This is a genomic window from Pandoraea cepalis (assembly GCF_902459665.1).
Taxonomy (GTDB): Bacteria; Pseudomonadota; Gammaproteobacteria; order Burkholderiales; family Burkholderiaceae; genus Pandoraea; species Pandoraea cepalis.
In genome coordinates this window covers 370,885-391,891 of sequence record NZ_CABPSL010000001.1, presented here as the reverse complement: position 1 = coordinate 391,891, position 21,007 = coordinate 370,885, and the positions used below count along the sequence as shown (strand labels likewise).

Sequence of the window (21,007 nt, the reverse complement as noted above, 5' to 3'; positions counted from 1 at the left end):
CACGCTCTCGCGCGTCCTGTCGCTCGATTGACGACGCCAGGCGCAACGAAATCGACAACGGCCCCCGCGGAAGCACAAGCTTGGCGGGCGCCTGATATGCCATCTTCCCTCCCGGGCTGCCGGCAACGCACGCTTCGCTGACGAGGTGTGCAACGGCAGCGCTTCCTGGAGAGGAGTTGCCATGTCGCCGGTATCGAATCAACGTGTCATCCGAACTACGCCCCGCTACGACCTCCCCCCCGCGGCACAAAGGGCCGCGGCATCGCTGGACGCCAGCAAGCCCTTCACCGTCGCGTTCCTTGGGGCACGACGCGGGCGAGCGGCAGCGTACCGTTGGGAACCGACACCCGCACGCCGCGACGACGCCGTGCCGCCCCCCATCTCGGTCTGGCGCACGGCCGTGGCGGCGATGCTGATCACCCGTCTCGCAGCACCCGCCGTCGCCGCACTCCCCCCGCGGGCACCCACGGCCGATGCCATTGGCGACGGGCACCGCGACACCGGCAGCCTCGCCGGTCATCCCGTCGATTCGTTGCCGGACGCGAGCCTCATGCCTGGCCCTGCCGTCGACGTGCGACCGCTGGAACGCCCGTCGATCAAGTCAGGCTATACGCTGCCCGAAGCGCTGCGTTCGGTGGGTGCGGCGCGCGAGCCATTTCGCAATTTCGCCGAGGCGGTCGCCGATGCCTACACCCTCCTCAGCGGTCACGACATCGATCCCGATATCCGTCGACAGATACGGACCGGCACGGGCGCGGTCGATTTCGCCACGGGGTTGATCCCCGAAGTGCAGGTATTGCGAATGCCCAGCGAGTTGGCCAGCGTGGCCGCCGACGGCTTGGAGGGCAAGCGGCCGGACACCGAATCGGTTTCGGGTCTGGCGCAATACGCCGATCCCCGCTCGTTTGCTTCGCACCTTCGGCCCCACGCGCCCCGAGACGCGCCAAGGCCCGGGCACGATACCCCCGCGAATCGCGAAGACCCGTCTGACTCCGGCCGGCCGGAGTCGCCGTCGGAAACGGCCGAGGCGCCGCACACCCGCGAGATCGACGCCGCGGATTTCGTCCCTGCTTCGCCGCCCCTCGAAAATAGCGACCCCGTGCCCGCGACGCCGCTTTATATCGACGGCGAAGCGGAACATCTGCACGGTTATGCCCAAGCCCTCGCGCCCGAGCAATTGCCGCCCGGCCCTCGCCCCCGTCTGGTGCTGGTGAACGGCGACCACTATCTCGGCGGCGACGCCGGCTACTACCGCGCGTCGCACGGACGCAGCGACGATCATTGGCTGATCGATGCGCCGAGACGAGACAAGGCGCAGGTGCCCGTGACGTTCGATGCCGTAACCGGGCAATGGCAGGCGCACGCGCCGTTGCGTCTGTGCGGTGGCGGCTGCGGCAGCAGCAAAGGACGATCGCCGGACAGTATCGCGGGACGCCACTCGGATATCGAGCAGGCCATCAGCCACCTTTACGAAGAGAAGATGCAGGTGGCGATTCTGCAAGCGATGGGCGAACTGGGGGATCTGCATTTGATGCGCACGAACCGTCGCGACAGGCACGGCCACGGCGACAGTTCGATCGTGAACCATCGCAGGGCGTTGCGCGACGCCATGAAACACATCGATCGCTACGCGCCGTTGGTGACGCAACAGCGCAAGGCCGCGGAAGTCACGGCGAGGCATTATTTCTGGAACCACTACGGCGAGGCGTTCTGCCAGGAGAACGCGGAAATCCTCTTTCATCGGTTGTTACAGAACGGGGTGCCGGAGCACCGGCTGTGCATGATCACCATCACGCCGCACCGACGTTCGCCGCATGTGCTGGTGCTATACACCGAAGCGCACGACTTCATCACGTTGCTCGATCTCGCAACGCCGCAGCCGCCGGTCATCGACCGCCGTGACGGCATCAGCGGCGTGACCTTCGGCGGATTCGTCTACATGAACCAGCGAGCAACGCTTCTGCTCGATCCCTGGAGCACCACCAAAGTCATCGAATTCTCTCGCGCCGGCAACGAACTCGACGTGATTCAGACGCTGGACGACGCGTTCGAGGAAATCGGGCACCGAAGCGGCGAACCCTATACCGTGTCGGTCACCCGGCCCTTCGGCACGCGCATTTTCGGCGCCCGCCAGCGCAGCATCTCCAGCCTCGGCAGCGCCGGCAGCCGCAACAGTCTGGGCAGCACCCTCAGCGGGCCCGGCAGTGAGGGCGCCCTCATCGTGCAGCCCGAGGTGTTGAACCGTCCTGACGCCGAGCCGAACGGCAGACGGCACTCGGCGCCTGAGCGTCACGGCGATCCTTCCGTGTGACGTGACATGGCGTCACTTCCGTTTGCGCTGTATGCCAATGCGACGGAATCAACAGCGCGCTCGGCCAAAGCGCAAACACGCGGTGTCGTGCGATGGCAGTCTTCCCCCAACGGTTGCCGGATCGGCTTCGTGTCGGCGCTGCCGCACACCTTTACCCCATCGTCAGGAGGCAAATCCATGCGATTCCCTTCGCACCATCGCGCGATCCATCCCCCGCCCTGCTACCGAGCCCGCGACACCGCGCCCGCTCGCCAGACCGAGGCGCTCACTGCGCAGGCCTTCCCTCACGCGTTCCACGGCACACGCAACGCCCGCCAGCGCATGGGTGGCGACGCCTCGGTCCGGCACCGCGTCGGCCCGCCCACGACGTCGGCCGCCAGCCCCTGGTCGGCGGCCTTCGCTGTGATGCTGGTCGCTAATCTCATGGTTCCACCCGCGCACGCCACGCCAATGCTTCCGCGCCGCACGGACAGGTCTCCGGGAGACAACGACGCACTGGTCAACGCCACGGCGATACCTTCCGACGGGCACGCGGCCGTCCCGAGTGATGTCGAGAGATATCCGCTCTCCGCGCCGCTGATCAAATCACACTACACGTTGCGCGAATTTCTCCGGGCCGTAGCCACGGCGAGTGCACCGTTCCGGCATCTCGGCAAGACGATAGGCGACGCGTACACCGCTGTGACCGGCAACGAAGTGGATCGTCCGACGCTCGAGACCGCGCAGCGCGTCGGCAGCGCCGTGGACGCGGCCACGGGGCTGATCCCGGAAGTCCAACTGAGTCGACTGCCCGGCCAATTTGCCGATCTGGCCGCGGATGTGCTCGAGGGCAAGCCACCGCCGTCGCCGAAGCTCACCGACGTCCTGCAATACGGCGATCCGCGCGCAATGGGGCCCCACGTGCCGATACAGCACGCATCGGCGCCGGCGCAACCGGTACTGTTCAGGCGTGCCCCGATGCATGAGCCGGCGTCGGCACACGGCATCGACGCGGCCGCGCCGGTCGCCCCCGCGGCCGAGGGCGACGGACTCGAACCGCTGCCCTACGCACTGCCTGAACACAGCTTGGAGATCGTAGACGTCCCGATCACCAACGCAGAAAGTATCGGCATCGAACACGGATCGCGCATCGACGGCGAGCACGAATACCTTCAGGGATACGAACAATCTCTGCCGATTGAGCAGATCCCGGACGGCCCGCTTCGTCAACTGATGACGATCAACGGTCGCCACTTTCTCGTCGGGGAATCCGGCTATTACCACGTAACGCCCGGGCAACACGCGCACGACTGGCTGATCCACGCGCCGCGCGGTACACGCGCGCAAGTGCCGGTGACCTACGACGCGTCGACAGGCGAGTGGCGTGCAAGTGCCCCGTTGCGCCTGTGCGGCGGTGGATGCGGACCGAGCCGGGAGTCCACGCCCGACAGCGTCGCCATGAGCAAGAACGACGTCGCCGACGCGATCCGCCATATTGCGGATCACGACGTGCGGAGTGCAATACAGCAGGCGTACAGCGACCTGGCAGGCTTGCACCTGATGCGAACGAACCGTGAGGACCTGCGGGCGTTGCGCGACAACTCGATCATTGAGCATCGCCGCATTCTGGTCCCGCAGTTGATGCGAATCGACCCGCACTCCACCTTGTTCGAGCAACAACGGGAGGCCGCCCTGATCACGGCGATTCACTACGACAACTACTCGGAATATCCCATCCCGAACCTCAGCTCGGAAGCCTTCTGCCAGGAGAACGCGGAGATTCTCTTTCACTATCTCCTGACCCGAGGGGTTCCCAGTCACCATATCCGCATGATCACCGTGCAGCCGCAAGGTCGCCCGCAGCATGTCATGGTGCTCTATTCGGAATCGGATCAATTCATCGATCTGCTCGACCTGTCCACGCCGCAGCCGCCGGTGAAAGGCCATGTCGATGGCGTGGGCAGCGATCGATTTACGGCCGCCGTGTTCCTCACGCGCGACACCACCCTGCTGCTCGACCCGTGGAGCCGAATCAAGGCATCGTCGTTCCGGCGCGCCAACGACGTCGAGGAGTTGATGGGCATGCTGGACATTTCGCTCGCGGATGCCGGCCACCGTGCCGGCAACCCCTACACGGTGTCGCTGACGCGCCCCTACCCGACGCCGCGCGAGCGTGCTGCAGCCGCCCAAGGCAGTGCCGCCAGCATGGGGAATCCACGACGCGCCGAGCATGCGGAGAGTGTGTTGCTACGATCCGGCTCGGTTCGCCGGAACCCACCGATTCAAGCCGCTGGCGGCGAGGCCGGCACGCCGGTTTGAAACCGGCCTGGGTCGCGCCGCGATGCGTTCGTGCACGGCAACGGTCTTCCCCGACCGCGACTGTGAAGGCACCCACTCCTCGCAGGCGCGCGCCAGCGATCCCAATTCGCGGGCCTCGCCTTTGCGCATTCGGATAACGATGTCCCATCCTCTCGGAGGCGTTCATGCCATTGGCATCGCACTACCGCGACATGCGAGTCGCGCCGGCTTACGGATTGCCTCATATGCCGCGCCATCACGGCAACAAGCTGAGTACCGCGGCAGGCTGGCGTCGCGCCTTTCGCGGTGCACACGCCACTTGTCACGACGAAACGGGCCTGTCTGCGCCCTTGCCACGTGAGCGAGCCAAAACTAGCCGGTCGTCGGAGGCAAACGTCTGGCCCGCCGCGCTCGCCATCATGCTTGTCGCCAACCTCGCAGTCCCGGCTGCCGCGCGGGTGCCCTGGCGCTCGCGTCATGCGCGCGACGGCGAGAGCGCCGACACCCAACGCGCCGGAGCGTTGGATGCCGATGCGCTGCCGCCTGCCCACACCGGCGCCACGTCAGCGTCCGAAGACGTGATCATTCGAGCAGTCAGGCACTCGTCAACCGTCAAATCCGACTACAGCCTCCACGACGTCCTGAGCGCCGTGGCCAGCGCGCGCGCCCCTTTCCACTATCTGTGGGAATCGGTCGGTGACACTTACGAAATCCTGAGCGGCCGGCGGATCGATCCTCAAGTTCGTCGCGGTGTTCAACAAGGCGCCGATGTCCTGGACGTCGCGACCGCCGTGCTGCCCGGTGTGCGCTTGTTGCGGCTACCTGGCGATCTGGCTGACATTGCCGACGATGCACTCGAAGGCAAGCCGCCCGATCCCGGCAAGCTCGCAGGCTTTTTGCAATATGCCGACCCGCGCATGATGGGATCGGTGCCGCGCACGCACGGTGACTCACTCGCGCGGGAGAAGGGCAAAGACGTCGACGTGGGCGATGCGGTGGATGCTGTGGATGCCGGGAAGGCGGCGGATGCAGTTGAGCCGGTCGAGCCAGTTGACGCGATCGATCCGGAAAGCGTTGCGCGTGCGCCTCTGCCGCCCGCCGGGCACCGGGCGATTGCGCCTGCACCGGCGCGGCGACCTCGGATCGTCGATGAACACGCCCGTCTGAATGGCTATGCACAATCTCTGCCGCTCGATCAACGCCCAAACGGCGAGACGTCGCTCCTCGTCGTTGTGGACGGTCATCACTACCTGAGGGGCGAGGCGGGCTATTACCGGGCCAATCGCGGCATCAGCGCCGACCATTGGCTGATCGATGCGCCGCCAGGCAGCGAGCAGCGGGCGCAAGTGCCGGTGACATATGAGCCGGGCACCGGCACCTGGCATGCGCACGCGCCACTGCGGCTATGCGGTGGCGGATGTGGGCCGAGTCGGCCCGACGCCCCCCCCGACAGCATCGCCAACAGCGTTGAAGACATCCTCACGACGATACGCCACGTTCCCGACGCGCGCGCGCAGCGGGCGATTCAGAATGCCTTCTCCGACTTGAGCGCCCTGCACTTGCGCAGAACGAATCGCGCCGATCTGCAGTCCGGTCGCGACAACTCGATCGTCGATCACCGAATCGCGCTGAGCGGCGCCATGAGAAAGCGGATTGATCCGAACGCACCGCTGATCAAGCAACAACAGATCGCGTCCACGATCACGGCGGCGCATTACGGATGGCGCGAGGCCGGTGAAGCGTTTTGTCAGGAGAACGCAGAGATTCTTTTTCACAGCCTGCTCGAGCATGGCATTTCGCGAGATCAGATTCGCATGATCACCATCAAACCGCACAACAAGCCTTCGCATGTGGCCGTGCTCTACACCGATTCCGAGAGCTTCATCGCGCTGCTGGATCGCTCGACGCCACAGCCACCGTCTCCCCAACATCACGACGGCATCCGTTACGAGTTGTTCCAGGAAGCCGTCTTCCTGACGCGCCACTCGACGGTACTGCTCGATCCGTGGAGCCGAACGAAAGCCGTTTCCTTTGCCAGTGCGACCAGCCAATACGACGCGGGCCGCATGATCCATCGGGCGCTCAACGACATCGGACACGTCGCCGGAACCCCTTACGTCGTCTCCGTCACGCGCCCGCTCGGCATGCATCGAGCGAACCCGACGGGTCGAACGAGACAGGAGAATCCGCAAAGCCCGGCTGGCCGATCCGACGCAGCGGCGTCGAGTGCCGTGAGCGCCGGCGAACGTCGTTCGTCGGCAGAACAGCCATCCTTGCGCGACGACGACGTCGGTTCAGCGGATTGACCGGCCGCTCACGCCCTATCACGGGGGTGAGGTTGGCGTTCGTCGCGACGCCGCGCTGCGGCGTCCTTGCCTTGCATGCGTTCCCGTGTTCGTGGCCCACACCTCGCGCATGCCGCGCGTCACGGTGATCGGCTTGCTTCGCCGATCGCCCCTCTGGAGATCTTCATGCCATTTGCTTCGCATCATCGCGCCATCCATGTCGCGCCGTGCTACGGACTGCCGCTTGCGCGCCCGCAACGCGAGAACGGTCCGGGTGCCGCCGTGAGTTTGTCCCGCACGTTTCACGGCGCGCGCTCCGGGCGCCCCGAGACCGGGCTACCCGCCGTCGGGCATCCCGCCCGCCCGCGCACTGGCCAGCCGACGCACTGCGCGGCATGGCCCGCTGCGCTCGCGATCCTGCTGGTCGCCAATCTTGCCGCTCCCGTGTCAGGCGCGGTGCCAAGGGGCGCCCGTCCCGCCGAGGGTTTCGAAGAAACAGGCGCCGACATCGACTCGTCGTTCGATCCCGAAGCGCTGCCGCCGGCCAACACGACGGCATGGACAGTGCTCGACGACGTGGTCATCCAACCGGTGGAACGTGCGTTGATCAAGTCGGATTACACCTTCCATGACTTCCTGAAAGCGGTCGCCGCGGCCCGCGCGCCGTTTCGCTACTTCGGCGAATCGGCGGGTGACGCCTACGAGATCCTGAGTGGCGAGGAGGTCGATCCGCAGGTGCGGCGAAACGTTCGCCAAGGCGCCGAAGTGGTGGATCTCGCGACGGGATTTCTGCCTGGCGTGCCGATGTTGCGACTGCCGGGCGATCTGGCGGACATCGCCGACGACGCACTTGAACACAAGGCGCCTGACGCGGGAAAAATCGCCGGTTTTCTTCAGTATGGCGACCCGCGCGTCACCGGATCTGCGCCGCAGCTTCTCGGTGATTCATCGTCGCCGGAGCGCTCGCCGTCGGCGTCTCAACCGGCAGCCAAATCCCTGAAGCCGCGCGATGTCGACCTCATGCCCATCGACCTGATGCGCGACAGCCATGCCGTCGATGGCGTTCACGCCGTCGCGCCCGACGAAATGAGCGACGTCCATGGCGAAGATAGCAACGTTGGCGCCGACGACACGGGAGAGGCTGGGCGTTTTTCCTTTGTGCCGCGCGTCGACGAAGGGGGCAACGTTGCCGTCCCAGGGCTGACGAAGATTGTCGGCGAAGACGACCATCTGCAAGGATACGCACAGCCTTTGCCGGCCGATCAGGTCCCCACCGGCGAGCCTGCGCGCGTCGTTCTCATCAAGGGGCAGCATTACCTGCGGGGAGAAGCCGGTTACTACCTGGCCCGGCGCGGCCTGAGTGACGATCACTGGCTGATCGATGCGCCTCAGGGTGCCGAAAGGCGCGCACAAGTGCCGGTGACATATGACACGGGCACCGGAGAATGGCGGGCCCACGCGCCGCTGCGACTGTGCGGCGGCGGATGCGGTTCGAGCCAGTTCTCGTACCCGCCCGACAGCATCGCCACAAGCTTCGAGGATATTTCGCGTGCCATTCGCCACGTTCCCGACGAAAGCGCGCAGGAAGCCATTCAACTCGCGTTTGCCGAACTGAGCGAACTGCATCTGCTACGAACCAATCGCGCCGATCTGCAACTGATTCGGGACAACTCGATCATCAATCATCGAACCGCCCTTCGCAACGCCATGAGCAAGGAAATCGACCCGACGTTGCCGTTGCCAAAACAACAACGCGCCGCGGCCGAGATCACGTCAATGCATTACGAGTGGAACTCCGCAGCCGAAGCCTTCTGTCAGGAGAACGCCGAAATACTCTTCCATCACCTGCTCGCGCACGGCGTTTCGAAAGACGATATACGCATGATCACCTTCAAGCCGCAGAATCGGCCGCCCCATGTCATGGTTCTTTATACGGAGTCCGAACACTTTATCCAATTAATGGATCGCTCGACGCTGAACCGACCGAACCCGCGATTTCGCGACGGCATCAGTCAGGAATTTTTTCGGGAAGCCGCGTACTTGACGCGCCACACCACGTTGCTGCTGGATCCATGGAGCACCACGAAGGCCATCTCGTTTGCCGGCGCCACGTCCCGCTACGACGCGGGCCGCATGATCAACCGGGCGCTCATCGATATCGGGCATATGCCGGGCAACCCCTACACCGTGTCCCTCACGCGCCCACTGGGCATGCACCGTCCGACGCCGAGGAATTCGGTCGGACTGGAGAGTTCGGGGAGTTCGTCGGGGCAGTCGGCGTCGGCCAGCGGGAGCCAGGACTCTAGCTGGACATCGTTGAAAACCGCGTTGTCGCAAGATGCCGCGCCCGTGTCGTCGCAATGAGGCGCGGGTGACTCGCGAATATCCCGGATAACGCGCATTCCCATCCGGCACCGGCGCGTGGTTCGCGCCGGTGTTTCCGTTCGCTCAACCGGCCATCAATACGTGTAAACGCCGCGCCCGGTCTTGCGTCCGAGATACCCGGCGGCGACCATTTCCTTGAGCAACGGGCACGGACGGTACTTCGAGTCCGCAAATGATTCGTAGTAGACGTTCATCACGGACAGACAAACATCGAGACCGATCATGTCGGCGAGCGCCAACGGTCCGATCGGATGATTGCAGCCGAGCTTCATGCCTTCGTCGATCTCTTCGGGCGACGCCAGATGCTCGGACAGCACGAAGAAGGCCTCGTTGATCATCGGCACCAGGATCCGGTTGACGACGAAGCCCGGCGCGTTCTTCACCGTGATCGGCGACTTGCCGAGTCGGCGCGCGAGGGCATCGACACGCGCATGCGTCTCGTCGCTCGTCTGCAAGCCGCGAATGATCTCCACGAGCGCCATCAGCGGCACCGGGTTGAAGAAGTGCATGCCGATGAATTGCGTCGGCTTGGCGACCACGGCGGCAAGCTGGGTGATCGAGATCGACGACGTGTTGGACGCGAGAATCGCACGGTCCTTCGTCGCGCCCTCGAGCTGTTTGAGGATCTTGACCTTCAGATCGAAGTTCTCGGTGGCCGCCTCGATCACGATGTCGGCGTCGGCCAGCGAGGCGTAGTCGGTTGAGGTCGTGATGTGCGCCAGTGCGGCTTGCTTGTCGGCGGCCGTGAGCTTGTCTTTTTTGATCAGGCGATCGAGGCTGCCGGCAATCGTCGCCACGCCTTTCTGTACGGCGGCATCGCTGATATCGACCATCGTCACCGGCAGCCCGGCCACCGCACAGGCCTGTGCAATGCCGTTGCCCATGGTGCCTGCGCCAATGATGCCTACGTGTTGAATCGTCATGTCGTCTCTACTCCGTTTGTGCTCGGGGGATGGCGGGAATACCGTCTTGCGCGGTGCACAAATCATAGCGCGGACCCGTGGATTCGGTGACACATGAAACCGCTCTGCGAAACGTAGCTGGCGCGAACGTGTGACGCGCCGGGTGAGTCAGTGTCGGCATCGGCGAACAATGGCATCGCGAGCGCCTTAACGAACAAAGGGGGCAGACGCGCCCGATCGGCGTCTACCCCCTTCGATGATTTCCTTCGGCACACGAATCCAGCTCGCGTGCGCCGGGACGTCAGAACTTCATGCGAACGCCGCCGCCGAAGGTATCGCCACCCGAGAGCGTGCTCACCTTGTCGTTCATGTACGCGGCGTAGACATCCGTGCGCTTCGAGAGTGGGTAGTCATAACCGAGCGCCCACGTCTTGCGGTTGACGTTGCTCGCGCCCGAACTCTTCGTATAGGCATACGACGCGAGCACGCTGCCGTTGCCCAGCGGCACCGACACGCCGAGCTGGCCGCCGTTCTCCGACACACCGCCGCCGGTGATGTTGTTGCGGATGTACTGATATTGGCCGAACAACTTCACCACTTGCAGGTCGTACGTCGCCCCCAGTTGCACGGCCTGCTGGCTGCGGAAGCCCGTCATGCCGGCGAGGTCGTCCGGTTGCGAATCGAACTTCACCTGCTGATAAGCGACGGTTGCCGCAAACGGACCGTTGAAGTACAACGCCGACGCGCTCCACTTGTTCTGTCCCGTCTCGCCGGCCTTGTTGCCGAACGCATACGAGACGCTGCCCGACAGCCCCTTGAAGTTCGGCGTCGCGTACATCACCGCGTTGTTCCAGCCGGAGTCGCCCACGATGCCCTGACCGGCCACGCCGATGTACGTGTGGAACACCATCGGACTGAAGGTGTACGAATCGACGAACGGGTTGAACAGGATCGTCGAGACGAAGTACGAGGTGGTGAGACGGCCGAGCGTGACCGTGCCGGCGGTGTCCGACGACAGACCGACGTACGCGTTGCGCGAGAACATCGAGTCGCCCTGGAAGCGGCCGTATTGACCGTTCTGCGGACGGAAGAAGTCTTCCAACACGAACACGGCCTTCAGGCCGCCACCGAGATCTTCATTGCCCTTCATGCCCCAGTACGACGTCGACATGCCGCCGCCGCCCTGCGTCCAGGCGCGATCGCTTCCCGGGTTCTTGACTGCGCCCATCCAGGCGTCGACCTGACCGTACAGCGTGACGTTCGATTGTGCGAACGCCGGCGCGCTCATGCATGCGCCCAACACGAGTGCCCCGCCAATGCCCTTGGCCATGCTCCGCTTCATTCACTTCTCCTTGGTTTATGTCTTTTGTGTGCCCGTTCCCGGTGTGCACGGGAGCGGCCGGCGCCCGCTGGCGAAGCGCCTCCCTGATAAACGGCCGTGATTCTCGCACAGGCTCGCCATGCGCAGATAGGCCGAAACCTCGAGAAAAAAACGCACCACACGAAGTGGCCGGGAAATGGTGGGGAGACAAAATTCAGCCGACCATCCGCGCCAAAGTTAGTCTCGGTATAACGAAATCGATATGTCCCTTACATCAGCAAGTTAGCGATTGCTTACATCCGCCGTGATGTCGGGAAATAATGGAGGCGTGGGACGCGTGATTGGCAGACGTTGCTGGGAATGGACGAGCGCATCCGATGTTGCACATGTGCAACGCCTGGTTCGTCCGAGGACATCGGAGGGGAGGGGGAAAAGCGGGAAACGGGGACAGCAACGTCGGCGGGGAACCGCGCGCGGCAACAAGCGTCAGCGACTGCGACGGCCGCCACCGCCACCGCCGCGCGACCCACGTGGCTCGCCTTGCGGCGAGTACTGGCGCGCACGCGGCTCCGCCGGGGCCGCCCAGTTCGGATAGGCCGCCTGACCGCGACCGCGATCGGCGCTGAAGCGGCTGATGTCTTCCCGCAGCGATGCCTTGTTCAAATCCAGCATGTCGCGCCCGCGCCCACCCCCTGCCCAGGCAGGATAGGCACACACAAGCAGCAACAGGAAACAGTAACGAAGTCGGGCACTCATTTGGGTTCAGCCATCGCACCCGGCCCTAAGGTGGGGCCGGTTGGCACGAGACGCGGACGGCACCGGCGGGTTGCCTGTGCGCCATACGCCTCAAGAATGACTGTACCGGGTCGGTCGAATGAGCGTCGACCGAAAAGATGTTAATGCGTGGCGCGGTCTGCAACCGTTTGTAACGGCAGCATCACGGTGGCGCCAGACGCATCGCCAGCCCCGTTCGGCGGGACTGGGCGCGCCGCCCAGCCGCCGATGGCGAGGCGGTGTTCAACCTCGGCAACGGTAACGCACCGCTTACTTCTCGATCTGCTTTTCGACGGACAGCGAGATTTCTCGCAGGCGCTCGCCGCGCGACGTGATCAAGTCCTGTGCCGTGACGGTGAAGTTGACCGGATGCGCATACTTCCGGCTCGCGCTCTGCCATTCGGCGGGCAAACCGGCAGCGTTTGTCGTGGTCGTGCGCAGCGTGGTCACGCCCCGGGTGCAGCGCGAGACCTGCGTGGCAAATCCCTGCGCCTCGCGGCGCAGATCCGCCGGCGTGATCTTCTGGTAATCCCAGACACATTCGTAAGTCGGTGCGAGACCCTTTGCCCGGAATACCTTGCAGTCGCCGCCCGGTACCGAGTAGGTCGCCTGATAGCTTTCGCCGCGGTCGTTCTTGGCCGCAAGCGGGCCGGAGATGTTGTCAAAGCCGGTCTGCGCGCTCTTGGCCAGCATGAGGATACCCTCGCACTGGTCGGCGGCGATCGCCGACTGCGCCGCACAGAGGCAGGCAAGCAGGGTCCATCGTTGTAGAGAATTCATTGCCATCGTTGGAATGTTCGACTGGGGCCCGGCGTCGTATCGCGCGATGACGATGCGGAAAGCCGCATGCCTTGCGATTACGTCGTGAATGGTGACATTAGACCCCAAAGTCGGCGCGGACGAAACCGGGGGCATGAGGGAAATCCTGTGTCAATTCGGGCGCTCGCCTACCGAACGGTTCGCCCTTGGCGCCCCCCTCATCCGAAAAGTCGATTCGCTTACCCGCGCGCGACCTATACTCAAGGGGCAGTCAAACTGCATGGGCGCGGCCGGGAACTGGAAACGGTTCAGTGCATGACGGCAATGCCTTCCGGTGCCAAGTCTACTTGGCCCATACCATGCCGCGCCGGTACACGCGGCTGGCGACGCCCTGATGGGGCATCAACCGGCGGCTCAGTCCGCCGGTTTTCATTGGGTCGTCGCGCGCCACCTATTCCCTGCCGCCGTCCGGCGCGGGATCGTCGGCGCCTCATGCCGACGGATTAGGCGAAAGTGCGGATTTCGCCCGTTGCAGTCGTCTGCAACTATCAAATCACTAGACCAATATTCGCCGGGCACGCAACTTCGGGAAGTCAACGGAGTGTTTGTGGATACCTGTACGTTATCGGCAATACTTGGCTTGCCGCGCGCACGCATGGTCGTGCGTTACGCGGGGTGAACCATGGGACACCCGACCCTTCCCGGCCGTCTTCGCCCCGGCACGCCAGACCCTGACATTGCGCTGGCGCATGACCCGTCGTGCCTGATGGAGTGCGTTCGCGGTCACGGCGGCACGCTGGCCCACGTGCTCGGCGCCCTCGGCACGTTCCGCTCCCGGCACGGTCATTGGCCCCGCCGCCTCTATCTCTATCCCGAGACGCTCGCCGCGCTGGTGCAGGATCTCACGCCACTGGGCTTCTACCGATGTCAGCAACGGCTCGACATCCTGGCGGACCTGGAGCGCGACCTGTTCTGTGCCGACGAAAGTGGCAACGTGTCGATCTACCGCATACAAGCCACGGTGGACCCGGTAGGCATTGACGCGGCCGCCGTCTGGCTGGGCCTGGCGCCACCGATGGCCGGCAACGCGCACGGCCCGGACGACACGCCACGTTCGTTGGCCACACCGAAACCACCCCGCTGACGACGACTTCCAAACCGCGGGCAGCTGTCACGGCGCTATCGCATTGCGTGGCTAGTCTGGCCTGCCGCCAAGTACCGGCACCTTCCTCTGACTGTTGAACCGCACCCGGACCCCGTCGCCTTGCGCGGGGCGATCTCACCTCCGCACCTTTTTCGTCGGAGAGATGTCATGAACCGAACCGCGATTGTTCTGGATGGTTTGATGCTGCTTTATCTCGCTGCGGCAACGGTCGTCGGCGTGCAATCGAGCGCCGCCGACGGGCATGCACTGCTCGCCAGCGTGCTTGGCGTGCTCCTCGCGCTTTGCGTGCTGGCGCTGATCGCCGCCCCGTTCTATGTCTCGCTGGTCGTGCTCGTGGCGCAATCCGAGCGGCATCTGCGGCTGGCGACGTGGCTGCATCGTGCGATGCTGGCGATCATGGTGGCGTTGACTCTCGTCTCGCTGCTCGCGCGCGACACCATCGAAGTCTCCGCGCCCCTCTTCGCGCTGGTTGCGCTCGTGTGCATCGTCAATCTCGTGGCGCTCTCGCGACGGCGGAACCACTTCGAGGCCTTCCACCTCTTCGAGCATTGACGCCGCGCCTCGCCGCCCCGGCCCCCTGTCCTGCCACGGCGCGCCGACTCACGCGACGACCGGCCGCCTCGTCGCCTCAATCGCTGCGCTTGAGGCCGCCGCTGAGGGCTTGCGTCGCGTCGGCTTCGAACGCCGCCACGTCACGCACCTTCAGGCGTAACCGCAGCGTGACGGCGTCATCGTAGGCGGCGTCGAGCACCTCGGCGCCATGACGCTCCGCCAACCGGCGCAGCGTCGCTTCGTGGGCAAAGGTGCAGCGGTAGCGCGGCTCGGTCGTCGGCTCGACCGCCGTGAGCGTGGCGAGCTTGAGCGCTTCGCTCACCGCCTGCCCGTAGGCGCGGGTCAGGCCGCCCGCGCCCAGTTTGATACCGCCGTAATAGCGCACGACGACCGCCAGCACATTCGTCAGGCCCTTGTGCATGAGCACGTTGTACATGGGCTTGGCCGCCGTGCCGCCCGGCTCGCCATCGTCGTCGAAACCCGACGCGCCCTCGCACAACAACACCCAGCAATAATGCGTGGCGTTGGGATAACGCACGCGCAGCGCGCCGAGTTCGCGCATGGCCGCCTCGCGCGACGTTACCGGCATGACGATGCCAATGAACCGGCTCTTTTTGATGTCCAGCTCGGTGTCGACCGGCGCTGCCAATGCATACATACGGCTGTGGTCCCCCGGGCGCCTTACAGGCGCACCTCGCCGCGCGCGAGTTCGATGACGTTGCCGCCCACCAGGATCCGACGATCCGCCGTGACTTCGAGCGTCAACCGGCACGGTCGCTCAATGGCGTCGCCCTGCGACACGCGCGCGCGCACCGGCAGCGGATACCCTTGTCCGATCAGCCAGCCGCCAAGGTTGGCGCAAGCGGATCCCGTGCCCGGGTCCTCGCTCACACCGCCGCCCTGCGTCGTGAAGAAATAGCGGGCCGTGACCTGCAACTCGCCGCCCGTCTCCTCGTCGATGGAAAACACGTAACCCGTTTTACGCTCCAGACTCGAGAGCGGCCAGCGTTCCAGACGCGCGCTGTCGGGTTGCGCCCGCGCGACCGCGTCGGCGTCGCGCAGCGGAATCAGCAGTTGATCGGCCCCGGTGTCGACCCATTGGGGCGACTGTGCGAGATCGTCGCGCCCCAGCCGCACCAGCGCGGCGATGTCGGCATCGGCCTCGCTCGCAGGCTTGATCTTCGGCTCGCCCGACGACGGGGCCGTGAGCGTCCAGTGATCGCCGCTCGCCTGAACCGGCACCAGGCCGGCGGCGAATTGCAGCGTCACGCGGTCACCCAGGGCGCGCATGGCACGCAGCACGTGCGCCGTCCCCAGGGTGGGATGCCCGGCAAAACGCATCTCGTAGCCGGGCGTGAAAATTCGCACGTGCGCATCGGCCGTCTCGGAGGGCAGAATGAACGTCGTCTCGGACAGATTGAACTGTCGCGCCAACGCGCCCATCTCGTCGTCGCTCAGCCCGCGCGCGTCTTCGAAAACGCACAGCGGATTGCCGCCGAAGGTCGTCTCGGCGAAAACGTTGACGATACGAAATGCATAGGTGCGGCTCATGACGAATCTCCAGTGGGGGCGGGTCGGACGACCGCACGGCCCTCAAGCCATGCGCGCACAAGTGTCCGATAACAGCCTGCCGTGCCTGCTCGCGCATTGGCCGGCCAGCTTTGGGAAAGAAGGCCCGTAGTCTCGCACATCGCGCACCGGCACGCGCGCCAACGCCCGCGCTTTCGGTCGTTTGAACCCCACGCATTAAGAATCGTCCACCTCGCACCCGGAAGATCGGCGATTGTCATCGGCCTCAATTGTCACCTATAACGCGACAATTATTCGCAAATCAAGCGGATTGTGGTTTATCGTCAGGACTATAAAATGACATTCATCGAGGCCAACCCAGCCTCTCAATGAAACGACGAAGACACAGGAGCCCATCATGCTGGACATCAGAAAAGCTGCAGACCGAGGCGTTGCCAACCATGGCTGGCTCAACTCGCGCCACACGTTCTCGTTCGCGAATTTTTACGATCCCAAGCAAGTCGGCTTTTCCGACCTGCTGGTGATCAACGACGACCGCGTGGCCCCGGCGCAAGGCTTCGGCAAGCATCCGCACCGCGACATGGAGATCTTTTCGTATGTGCTCGAGGGCGCCCTCGAACACAAGGACACCATGGGCACGGGGTCGGTGATCGAGCCGGGCGACGTGCAGTTGATGAGCGCGGGACGCGGCGTGGCACACAGCGAGTTCAACCACTCGCCCACCTCGCCGGTGCACTTCCTGCAGATCTGGATCGTGCCGAATCAGACAGGCATTGCGCCCGAGTATCAGCAACAACGCTTCACGCCGGAAGAAAAGCGCGGCCGACTGCGCCTGATCATCTCGCCGGATGGCAGCGACAACTCGCTGCACATCCATCAGGATGCGCGTGTGTACGCCGGTCTGTTCGACGGCGACGAGTCAGCCACGCTCGCGCTTGCGCCGAACCGCTACGCCTATGTGCATGTTGCACGCGGTGGCGTGAGCTTGAACGGCGTGGCGCTGGCGGAAGGCGATGGAGTCCGCGTGCGCAACGAAACCGCCCTCACGCTCTCGCACGGCAACGACGCGGAAGTGCTCGTGTTCGACCTGCGCCCGGTGGAAACGCCTGACTTCTAACGCGCGGCAGCGCAGACGCACCGTACGGCGGCTTTCTCGCCTTGCGGTGCGTCGCGCGTTCAAGGTGGGCAACGATGCCCGCAACGTTTGATCAGGATCAGCCCCCTTCTTCGGCGTGCCACTATTGTGAAGAGATTCCAGATCCGATCTTGGGGAACGCGCCGTGTCGATTCTCGCCAGTACCGCCAGCCAGGACACGACCACGCGCCCAACAACGGCGCAGATGTGTGGACGAGTGTGCGCGGTGCGTGGTGCGGTCGTCGACGTTGCGTTCGAGACGAGCGACCTCCCCGCGGTCGATAGTGCGCTATGGATCACCCTGCGAGGCGGCTCGCCGATCCTCGCGGAAGTCCAGTCACACACCGGCGAGCGCACGATACGCGCGCTTGCGTTGCACGCGAGCGCAGGTCTCGCGCGTGGCGCGGCGGTGCGGGCCACCGGAAAGCCCATCGACGTGCCCGTAGGAGACGCCGTGCTGGGCAGGTTGCTCGACGTCGCCGGCACGACGCGCGACGGTGGTGAGCCTTTGTCCGAAGCCATCGAGCGCCGACCCATCCATCGCGCGCCGCCGCCCCTGTCATCACAGCGCGGCACGACGCGCCTGTTCGAGACGGGAATCAAGATCGTCGATTTGCTGGCCCCGCTCGCGCATGGCGGCAAGGCGGCCATGTTCGGGGGCGCCGGCGTCGGCAAGACCGTGCTCGTGATGGAACTGATTCACGTGATGGCCGCGCAGTATGGCGGAATGTCCGTGTTCGCCGGCGTCGGAGAGCGCTCGCGCGAAGGGCACGAAATGCTGGCGGACATGCGCGGCTCCGGCGTGTTGCCGCGCGCGGTCCTCGTCTATGGGCAGATGAACGAGCCGCCAGGTGCCCGCTGGCGTGTGCCGCTCACCGCGGTCACGATCGCCGAGTATTTTCGTGACGATCGCGGCCAGAACGTACTGCTGCTGATGGACAACATCTTTCGCTTCGTGCAGGCGGGCGCCGAGGTCTCGGGGCTGCTCGGACGCATGCCTTCGAGAGTCGGCTATCAGCCGACCCTCGCGAGCGAAGTTGCGGCCTTACAGGAGCGGATTGTGTCGGTGGGCAATGCGGCGGTCACGGCGATTGAAGCGGTCTACGTCCCCGCCGACGACTTCACCGACCCTGCCGTGACGACGCTCGCATCGCACGTCGACAGCATGATCGTCTTGTCGCGCTCGCTCGCCGCCGAGGGCATGTACCCCGCGATCGATCCGATCGCGTCGTCGTCGATCCTGCTCGATCCGCTCGTCGTGGGTGAGACGCACGCGGCGGTCGCCAACGAGGTTCGGCGTGTGATCGAACATCAGCGCGAACTGCAGGACGTCGTCGCGTTGCTCGGCATCGAGGAACTCGGCATCGACGATCGTCGTGCCGTGCAACGCGCGCGCCGATTGCAACGATTTCTTACGCAGCCGTTCACGGTCACCGAAGCCTTCTCGGGCCAGCCCGGCCGATCGGTCGCGCTCGCGGACACGATCGCCGGCAGCAAGGCGATTCTGGCGGGCGAGTGTGACGACTGGCAGGAGAGTTCCTTATATATGGTCGGAACGCTGGACGAGGCACGCGCGAAGGAAGCGCGCAGCAAAACGGCGACGGCCGGCGCTACGTGAGAGGAGGCCTCGCCATGACAGCGCGTTGCTTCACGCTGACGATCACCACGCCATCGCAAATCGTCGTCGACCGACTGGCGGTCTCGTCCATACGTGCCGAGGACGACAGTGGGGCCTTTGGCGTCCACGCCGGACACGCGGATCTTGTCACGCTGTTGAGTGCCTCCGTCGTGCGCTGGCGTGGGGAAGATGGCAGCGAGCATTACTGCGCGATCGACGGCGGTGTGCTGGTCGTGTCGGGCGGCACCGACGTTTCGCTTGCGTGCCGTGAAGCCATTTCGGGGACTTCGCTCGATCAGCTCGAAGCGGAAGTGCGCCGCGCGCGCGCCGCGCAACTCGACGCGATGCGGCGCGCGCGCGTCGAGCAGACACGGCTGCATGCGCAGGCAGTACGTCAGATGCTGCGCTATCTCCGGCCTCCGCCCAAGCAGGGAGCCGCGCAATGACATCCTGGCCACCTACGGGAGACACCGAGGGGAAAGACGGCGATCGCGTCGCGCAAGCGGCGAAGCGCGCTGCGAGCCACGAGCAGATCGCGCGCGCAAACCCGGAGCCGTCGCTTGGCGTGCGGCTCGGACAGATTGGGATTCTCGGCTGGACGATCGTTCTACCGATACTGCTCTGCCTTGCGCTCGGGCATTGGCTGGACCGCATTGCCGGCACGCGGGTACTTTTTGCGGCACCTCTGGTGATGATCGGCGCGGCCATCGGCCTATGGTCCGCATGGCGCTGGATGCATCGGCAGCAGAGGAGAGATCATGATTGACCTGAACCTATGGCCGTGGGGCAACACCATCATGCTCGCGACCGCCGGGGTCGCGGTGGGGCGGCTGGCTGGCGCGCTGCATTTCACGTCGCTGCACTGGGCCGTGGAGGGCTTCGCGCGAGGCCGCGTGACGCATGCGCTGGGGATACAGTTGGCGCGCCTCGCACTCACCGGCGCGGTGTTCGTAGGGCTGTCGAGAATGGGAGCGCTCGCCCTGTTAGGCGGGACCGGCGGCTTTCTCTGGGCGCGTGGCGTCGCGCTGCGAAGCCGGGGGGTGGCACCGTGATTCACGCGCCATTCATCGCGGAGCCGCTGCTACGAGCGGGCCCTCTGATCGTCACGGCGCCCGTGGTGGTGACGTGGGCGATCATGGCCGCGATGGCGGGCGCCTCGCTGCTGCTGACCCGCAAGCTGTCCGTCATGCCGTCGCGCGTGCAAACCGCGCTCGAACTGCTGGTCGGCACGCTCGACACTGAGATTCGCGCGACGATGCAGACCGACCCCGCGCTGTACCGTTCGCTCATCGGCACCTTGTTCCTGTTCGTCTTGATCGCAAACTGGTCGTCGCTCATTCCGGGGGTTGAACCGCCGACCGCGCATCTGGAAACCGACGCCGCGCTCGCGCTGCTCGTGCTTGCCGCGACGCTCGTGTCCGGCGTGCGCACGCGTGGCATTCGCGGCTACCTTGCCACCTTCGCCGAACCGGCGTGGGTGATGATTCCGTTGAACGTCGTCGAGCAAGTCACCCGAACGTTCTCGCTCGTGGTTCGCCTGTTTGGCAACGTGATGAGCGGCGTTTTCGTGGTCGGCATCGTGCTGTCGCTCGCCGGGCTGCTCGTGCCCATTCCGCTCATGGCGCTCGACCTGCTGACCGGCGCGGTTCAGGCTTACATTTTCGCGGTGCTCGCGATGGTCTTCATCGGCGCGGCCGTCGGCAAGTCAGGCGTTTCCGTTCACGACAAGCCTAAAGGACAGACATGAGCCTCATTGAAATCTTCAGCATCGCCGCGGCGGCACTGGCCGTGTCGTTCGGCGCGATCGGTCCTGCGCTTGCCGAGGGCCGTGCGGTCGCAGCCGCAATGGATGCCATCGCCCGCCAGCCTGATGCGGCGGGCACGTTATCGCGCACACTGTTCGTCGGGCTTGCCATGATCGAGACCATGGCGATTTATTGCCTTGTCGTCGCCTTGCTGCTGTTGTTTGCGAACCCATTCGTGAAATAGAGCG

19 protein-coding genes are annotated in these 21,007 nt (G+C 64.9%); 13 read left to right on the top strand and 6 right to left on the bottom strand.

Annotated elements, in window-relative coordinates; genetic code table 11:
• The first annotated feature begins 181 nt into the window (after positions 1-181).
• The 4 genes from PCE31106_RS01760 to PCE31106_RS01745 all read left to right on the top strand — a co-directional run bounded on the left by PCE31106_RS01760 (position 182) and on the right by PCE31106_RS01745 (position 9,237).
• The gene (locus PCE31106_RS01760; RefSeq protein WP_150562192.1) at positions 182-2,311 is read left to right on the top strand and encodes a hypothetical protein; all 2,130 of its coding nucleotides are present in this window, start codon (positions 182-184) and stop codon (positions 2,309-2,311) included.
• Positions 2,312-2,488: 177 nt separating this feature from the next.
• Positions 2,489-4,609, top strand: coding sequence for a hypothetical protein (locus PCE31106_RS01755; protein ID WP_150562191.1), 2,121 nt, complete (start codon positions 2,489-2,491; stop codon positions 4,607-4,609).
• Between the two features lie 164 nt (positions 4,610-4,773).
• Positions 4,774-6,894, top strand: coding sequence for a hypothetical protein (locus tag PCE31106_RS01750; RefSeq protein WP_150562190.1), 2,121 nt, complete (start codon positions 4,774-4,776; stop codon positions 6,892-6,894).
• Positions 6,895-7,059: 165 nt separating this feature from the next.
• Positions 7,060-9,237, top strand: coding sequence for a hypothetical protein (locus PCE31106_RS01745; RefSeq protein WP_150562189.1), 2,178 nt, complete (start codon positions 7,060-7,062; stop codon positions 9,235-9,237).
• A 95-nt stretch (positions 9,238-9,332) separates the two neighbouring features.
• Here PCE31106_RS01745 and PCE31106_RS01740 read toward each other — a convergent pair whose 3' ends face one another.
• From PCE31106_RS01740 to PCE31106_RS01725, 4 genes are all read right to left on the bottom strand, one after another.
• On the bottom strand, positions 9,333-10,181 hold the full coding sequence (locus tag PCE31106_RS01740) for a 3-hydroxybutyryl-CoA dehydrogenase (RefSeq protein WP_150562188.1): 849 nt from the start codon (positions 10,179-10,181) through the stop codon (positions 9,333-9,335).
• A 280-nt stretch (positions 10,182-10,461) separates the two neighbouring features.
• Positions 10,462-11,502 carry a porin gene (locus PCE31106_RS01735; RefSeq protein ID WP_150562187.1) on the bottom strand — a complete coding sequence of 347 codons (1,041 nt, stop codon included), beginning with the start codon at positions 11,500-11,502 and terminating at the stop codon, positions 10,462-10,464.
• A 465-nt stretch (positions 11,503-11,967) separates the two neighbouring features.
• A complete protein-coding gene (locus tag PCE31106_RS01730; protein WP_150562186.1) occupies positions 11,968-12,237 on the bottom strand; it encodes a hypothetical protein in 270 nt (89 codons plus the stop codon).
• 288 nt (positions 12,238-12,525) lie between these two features.
• Positions 12,526-13,035, bottom strand: a complete 510-nt coding sequence (locus tag PCE31106_RS01725) for a hypothetical protein (RefSeq protein WP_150562185.1) — start codon at positions 13,033-13,035, stop codon at positions 12,526-12,528.
• A 661-nt stretch (positions 13,036-13,696) separates the two neighbouring features.
• Here PCE31106_RS01725 and PCE31106_RS01720 point away from each other — a divergent pair.
• Positions 13,697-14,158 carry a hypothetical protein gene (locus PCE31106_RS01720; RefSeq protein WP_150562184.1) on the top strand — a complete coding sequence of 154 codons (462 nt, stop codon included), beginning with the start codon at positions 13,697-13,699 and terminating at the stop codon, positions 14,156-14,158.
• 168 nt (positions 14,159-14,326) lie between these two features.
• Positions 14,327-14,731, top strand: coding sequence for a hypothetical protein (locus PCE31106_RS01715; RefSeq protein WP_017233251.1), 405 nt, complete (start codon positions 14,327-14,329; stop codon positions 14,729-14,731).
• Positions 14,732-14,807: 76 nt separating this feature from the next.
• Here PCE31106_RS01715 and PCE31106_RS01710 read toward each other — a convergent pair whose 3' ends face one another.
• Both PCE31106_RS01710 and PCE31106_RS01705 read right to left on the bottom strand, forming a co-directional pair.
• Positions 14,808-15,389 (bottom strand): IMPACT family protein, encoded by a 582-nt coding sequence (locus PCE31106_RS01710; protein WP_150562183.1) that lies wholly within the window; start codon positions 15,387-15,389, stop codon positions 14,808-14,810.
• Positions 15,390-15,412: 23 nt separating this feature from the next.
• Entirely contained in the window at positions 15,413-16,282 is an 870-nt protein-coding gene (locus tag PCE31106_RS01705; protein ID WP_017233253.1) for a PhzF family phenazine biosynthesis protein, read from the bottom strand.
• A gap of 376 nt (positions 16,283-16,658) precedes the next feature.
• Between PCE31106_RS01705 and PCE31106_RS01700 the strand changes: the two genes are divergently transcribed.
• From PCE31106_RS01700 to PCE31106_RS01670, 7 genes are all read left to right on the top strand, one after another.
• On the top strand, positions 16,659-17,378 hold the full coding sequence (locus PCE31106_RS01700) for a pirin family protein (protein WP_150562182.1): 720 nt from the start codon (positions 16,659-16,661) through the stop codon (positions 17,376-17,378).
• 223 nt (positions 17,379-17,601) lie between these two features.
• The gene (atpD, locus tag PCE31106_RS01695; RefSeq protein WP_083902258.1) at positions 17,602-19,014 is read left to right on the top strand and encodes a F0F1 ATP synthase subunit beta; all 1,413 of its coding nucleotides are present in this window, start codon (positions 17,602-17,604) and stop codon (positions 19,012-19,014) included.
• Between the two features lie 14 nt (positions 19,015-19,028).
• Positions 19,029-19,460 (top strand): F0F1 ATP synthase subunit epsilon, encoded by a 432-nt coding sequence (locus tag PCE31106_RS01690; RefSeq protein WP_017233256.1) that lies wholly within the window; start codon positions 19,029-19,031, stop codon positions 19,458-19,460.
• Entirely contained in the window at positions 19,457-19,780 is a 324-nt protein-coding gene (locus tag PCE31106_RS01685) for an AtpZ/AtpI family protein (RefSeq protein WP_017233257.1), read from the top strand. The genes PCE31106_RS01690 and PCE31106_RS01685 overlap by 4 nt, the downstream gene beginning before the upstream one ends.
• Positions 19,773-20,066: an ATP synthase subunit I gene (locus PCE31106_RS01680; RefSeq protein ID WP_150562181.1), complete on the top strand. Its 294-nt coding sequence runs from the start codon at positions 19,773-19,775 to the stop codon at positions 20,064-20,066. The genes PCE31106_RS01685 and PCE31106_RS01680 overlap by 8 nt, the downstream gene beginning before the upstream one ends.
• The gene (locus PCE31106_RS01675) at positions 20,063-20,761 is read left to right on the top strand and encodes a F0F1 ATP synthase subunit A (RefSeq protein ID WP_150562180.1); all 699 of its coding nucleotides are present in this window, start codon (positions 20,063-20,065) and stop codon (positions 20,759-20,761) included. Before PCE31106_RS01680 ends, PCE31106_RS01675 begins: the two co-directional genes overlap by 4 nt.
• Entirely contained in the window at positions 20,758-21,003 is a 246-nt protein-coding gene (locus PCE31106_RS01670; protein ID WP_150562179.1) for a F0F1 ATP synthase subunit C, read from the top strand. The genes PCE31106_RS01675 and PCE31106_RS01670 overlap by 4 nt, the downstream gene beginning before the upstream one ends.
• Positions 21,004-21,007: the final 4 nt, after the last annotated feature.

What these genes read in the sequence shown, in the direction of transcription:
- PCE31106_RS01725 (WP_150562185.1), bottom strand. Translation starts at nt 13,035, where the DNA reads ATGAATTCTCTACAACGATGGACCCTGCTTGCCTGCCTCTGTGCGGCG.
- PCE31106_RS01715 (WP_017233251.1), top strand. Translation starts at nt 14,327, where the DNA reads ATGAACCGAACCGCGATTGTTCTGGATGGTTTGATGCTGCTTTATCTC.
- atpD (WP_083902258.1), top strand. Translation starts at nt 17,602, where the DNA reads ATGTGTGGACGAGTGTGCGCGGTGCGTGGTGCGGTCGTCGACGTTGCG.
- PCE31106_RS01730 (WP_150562186.1), bottom strand. Translation starts at nt 12,237, where the DNA reads ATGAGTGCCCGACTTCGTTACTGTTTCCTGTTGCTGCTTGTGTGTGCC.
- PCE31106_RS01700 (WP_150562182.1), top strand. Translation starts at nt 16,659, where the DNA reads ATGCTGGACATCAGAAAAGCTGCAGACCGAGGCGTTGCCAACCATGGC.
- PCE31106_RS01690 (WP_017233256.1), top strand. Translation starts at nt 19,029, where the DNA reads ATGACAGCGCGTTGCTTCACGCTGACGATCACCACGCCATCGCAAATC.
- PCE31106_RS01705 (WP_017233253.1), bottom strand. Translation starts at nt 16,282, where the DNA reads ATGAGCCGCACCTATGCATTTCGTATCGTCAACGTTTTCGCCGAGACG.
- PCE31106_RS01745 (WP_150562189.1), top strand. Translation starts at nt 7,060, where the DNA reads ATGCCATTTGCTTCGCATCATCGCGCCATCCATGTCGCGCCGTGCTAC.
- PCE31106_RS01750 (WP_150562190.1), top strand. Translation starts at nt 4,774, where the DNA reads ATGCCATTGGCATCGCACTACCGCGACATGCGAGTCGCGCCGGCTTAC.
- PCE31106_RS01710 (WP_150562183.1), bottom strand. Translation starts at nt 15,389, where the DNA reads ATGTATGCATTGGCAGCGCCGGTCGACACCGAGCTGGACATCAAAAAG.
- PCE31106_RS01670 (WP_150562179.1), top strand. Translation starts at nt 20,758, where the DNA reads ATGAGCCTCATTGAAATCTTCAGCATCGCCGCGGCGGCACTGGCCGTG.
- PCE31106_RS01685 (WP_017233257.1), top strand. Translation starts at nt 19,457, where the DNA reads ATGACATCCTGGCCACCTACGGGAGACACCGAGGGGAAAGACGGCGAT.
- PCE31106_RS01720 (WP_150562184.1), top strand. Translation starts at nt 13,697, where the DNA reads ATGGGACACCCGACCCTTCCCGGCCGTCTTCGCCCCGGCACGCCAGAC.
- PCE31106_RS01680 (WP_150562181.1), top strand. Translation starts at nt 19,773, where the DNA reads ATGATTGACCTGAACCTATGGCCGTGGGGCAACACCATCATGCTCGCG.
- PCE31106_RS01740 (WP_150562188.1), bottom strand. Translation starts at nt 10,181, where the DNA reads ATGACGATTCAACACGTAGGCATCATTGGCGCAGGCACCATGGGCAAC.
- PCE31106_RS01735 (WP_150562187.1), bottom strand. Translation starts at nt 11,502, where the DNA reads ATGAAGCGGAGCATGGCCAAGGGCATTGGCGGGGCACTCGTGTTGGGC.
- PCE31106_RS01760 (WP_150562192.1), top strand. Translation starts at nt 182, where the DNA reads ATGTCGCCGGTATCGAATCAACGTGTCATCCGAACTACGCCCCGCTAC.
- PCE31106_RS01755 (WP_150562191.1), top strand. Translation starts at nt 2,489, where the DNA reads ATGCGATTCCCTTCGCACCATCGCGCGATCCATCCCCCGCCCTGCTAC.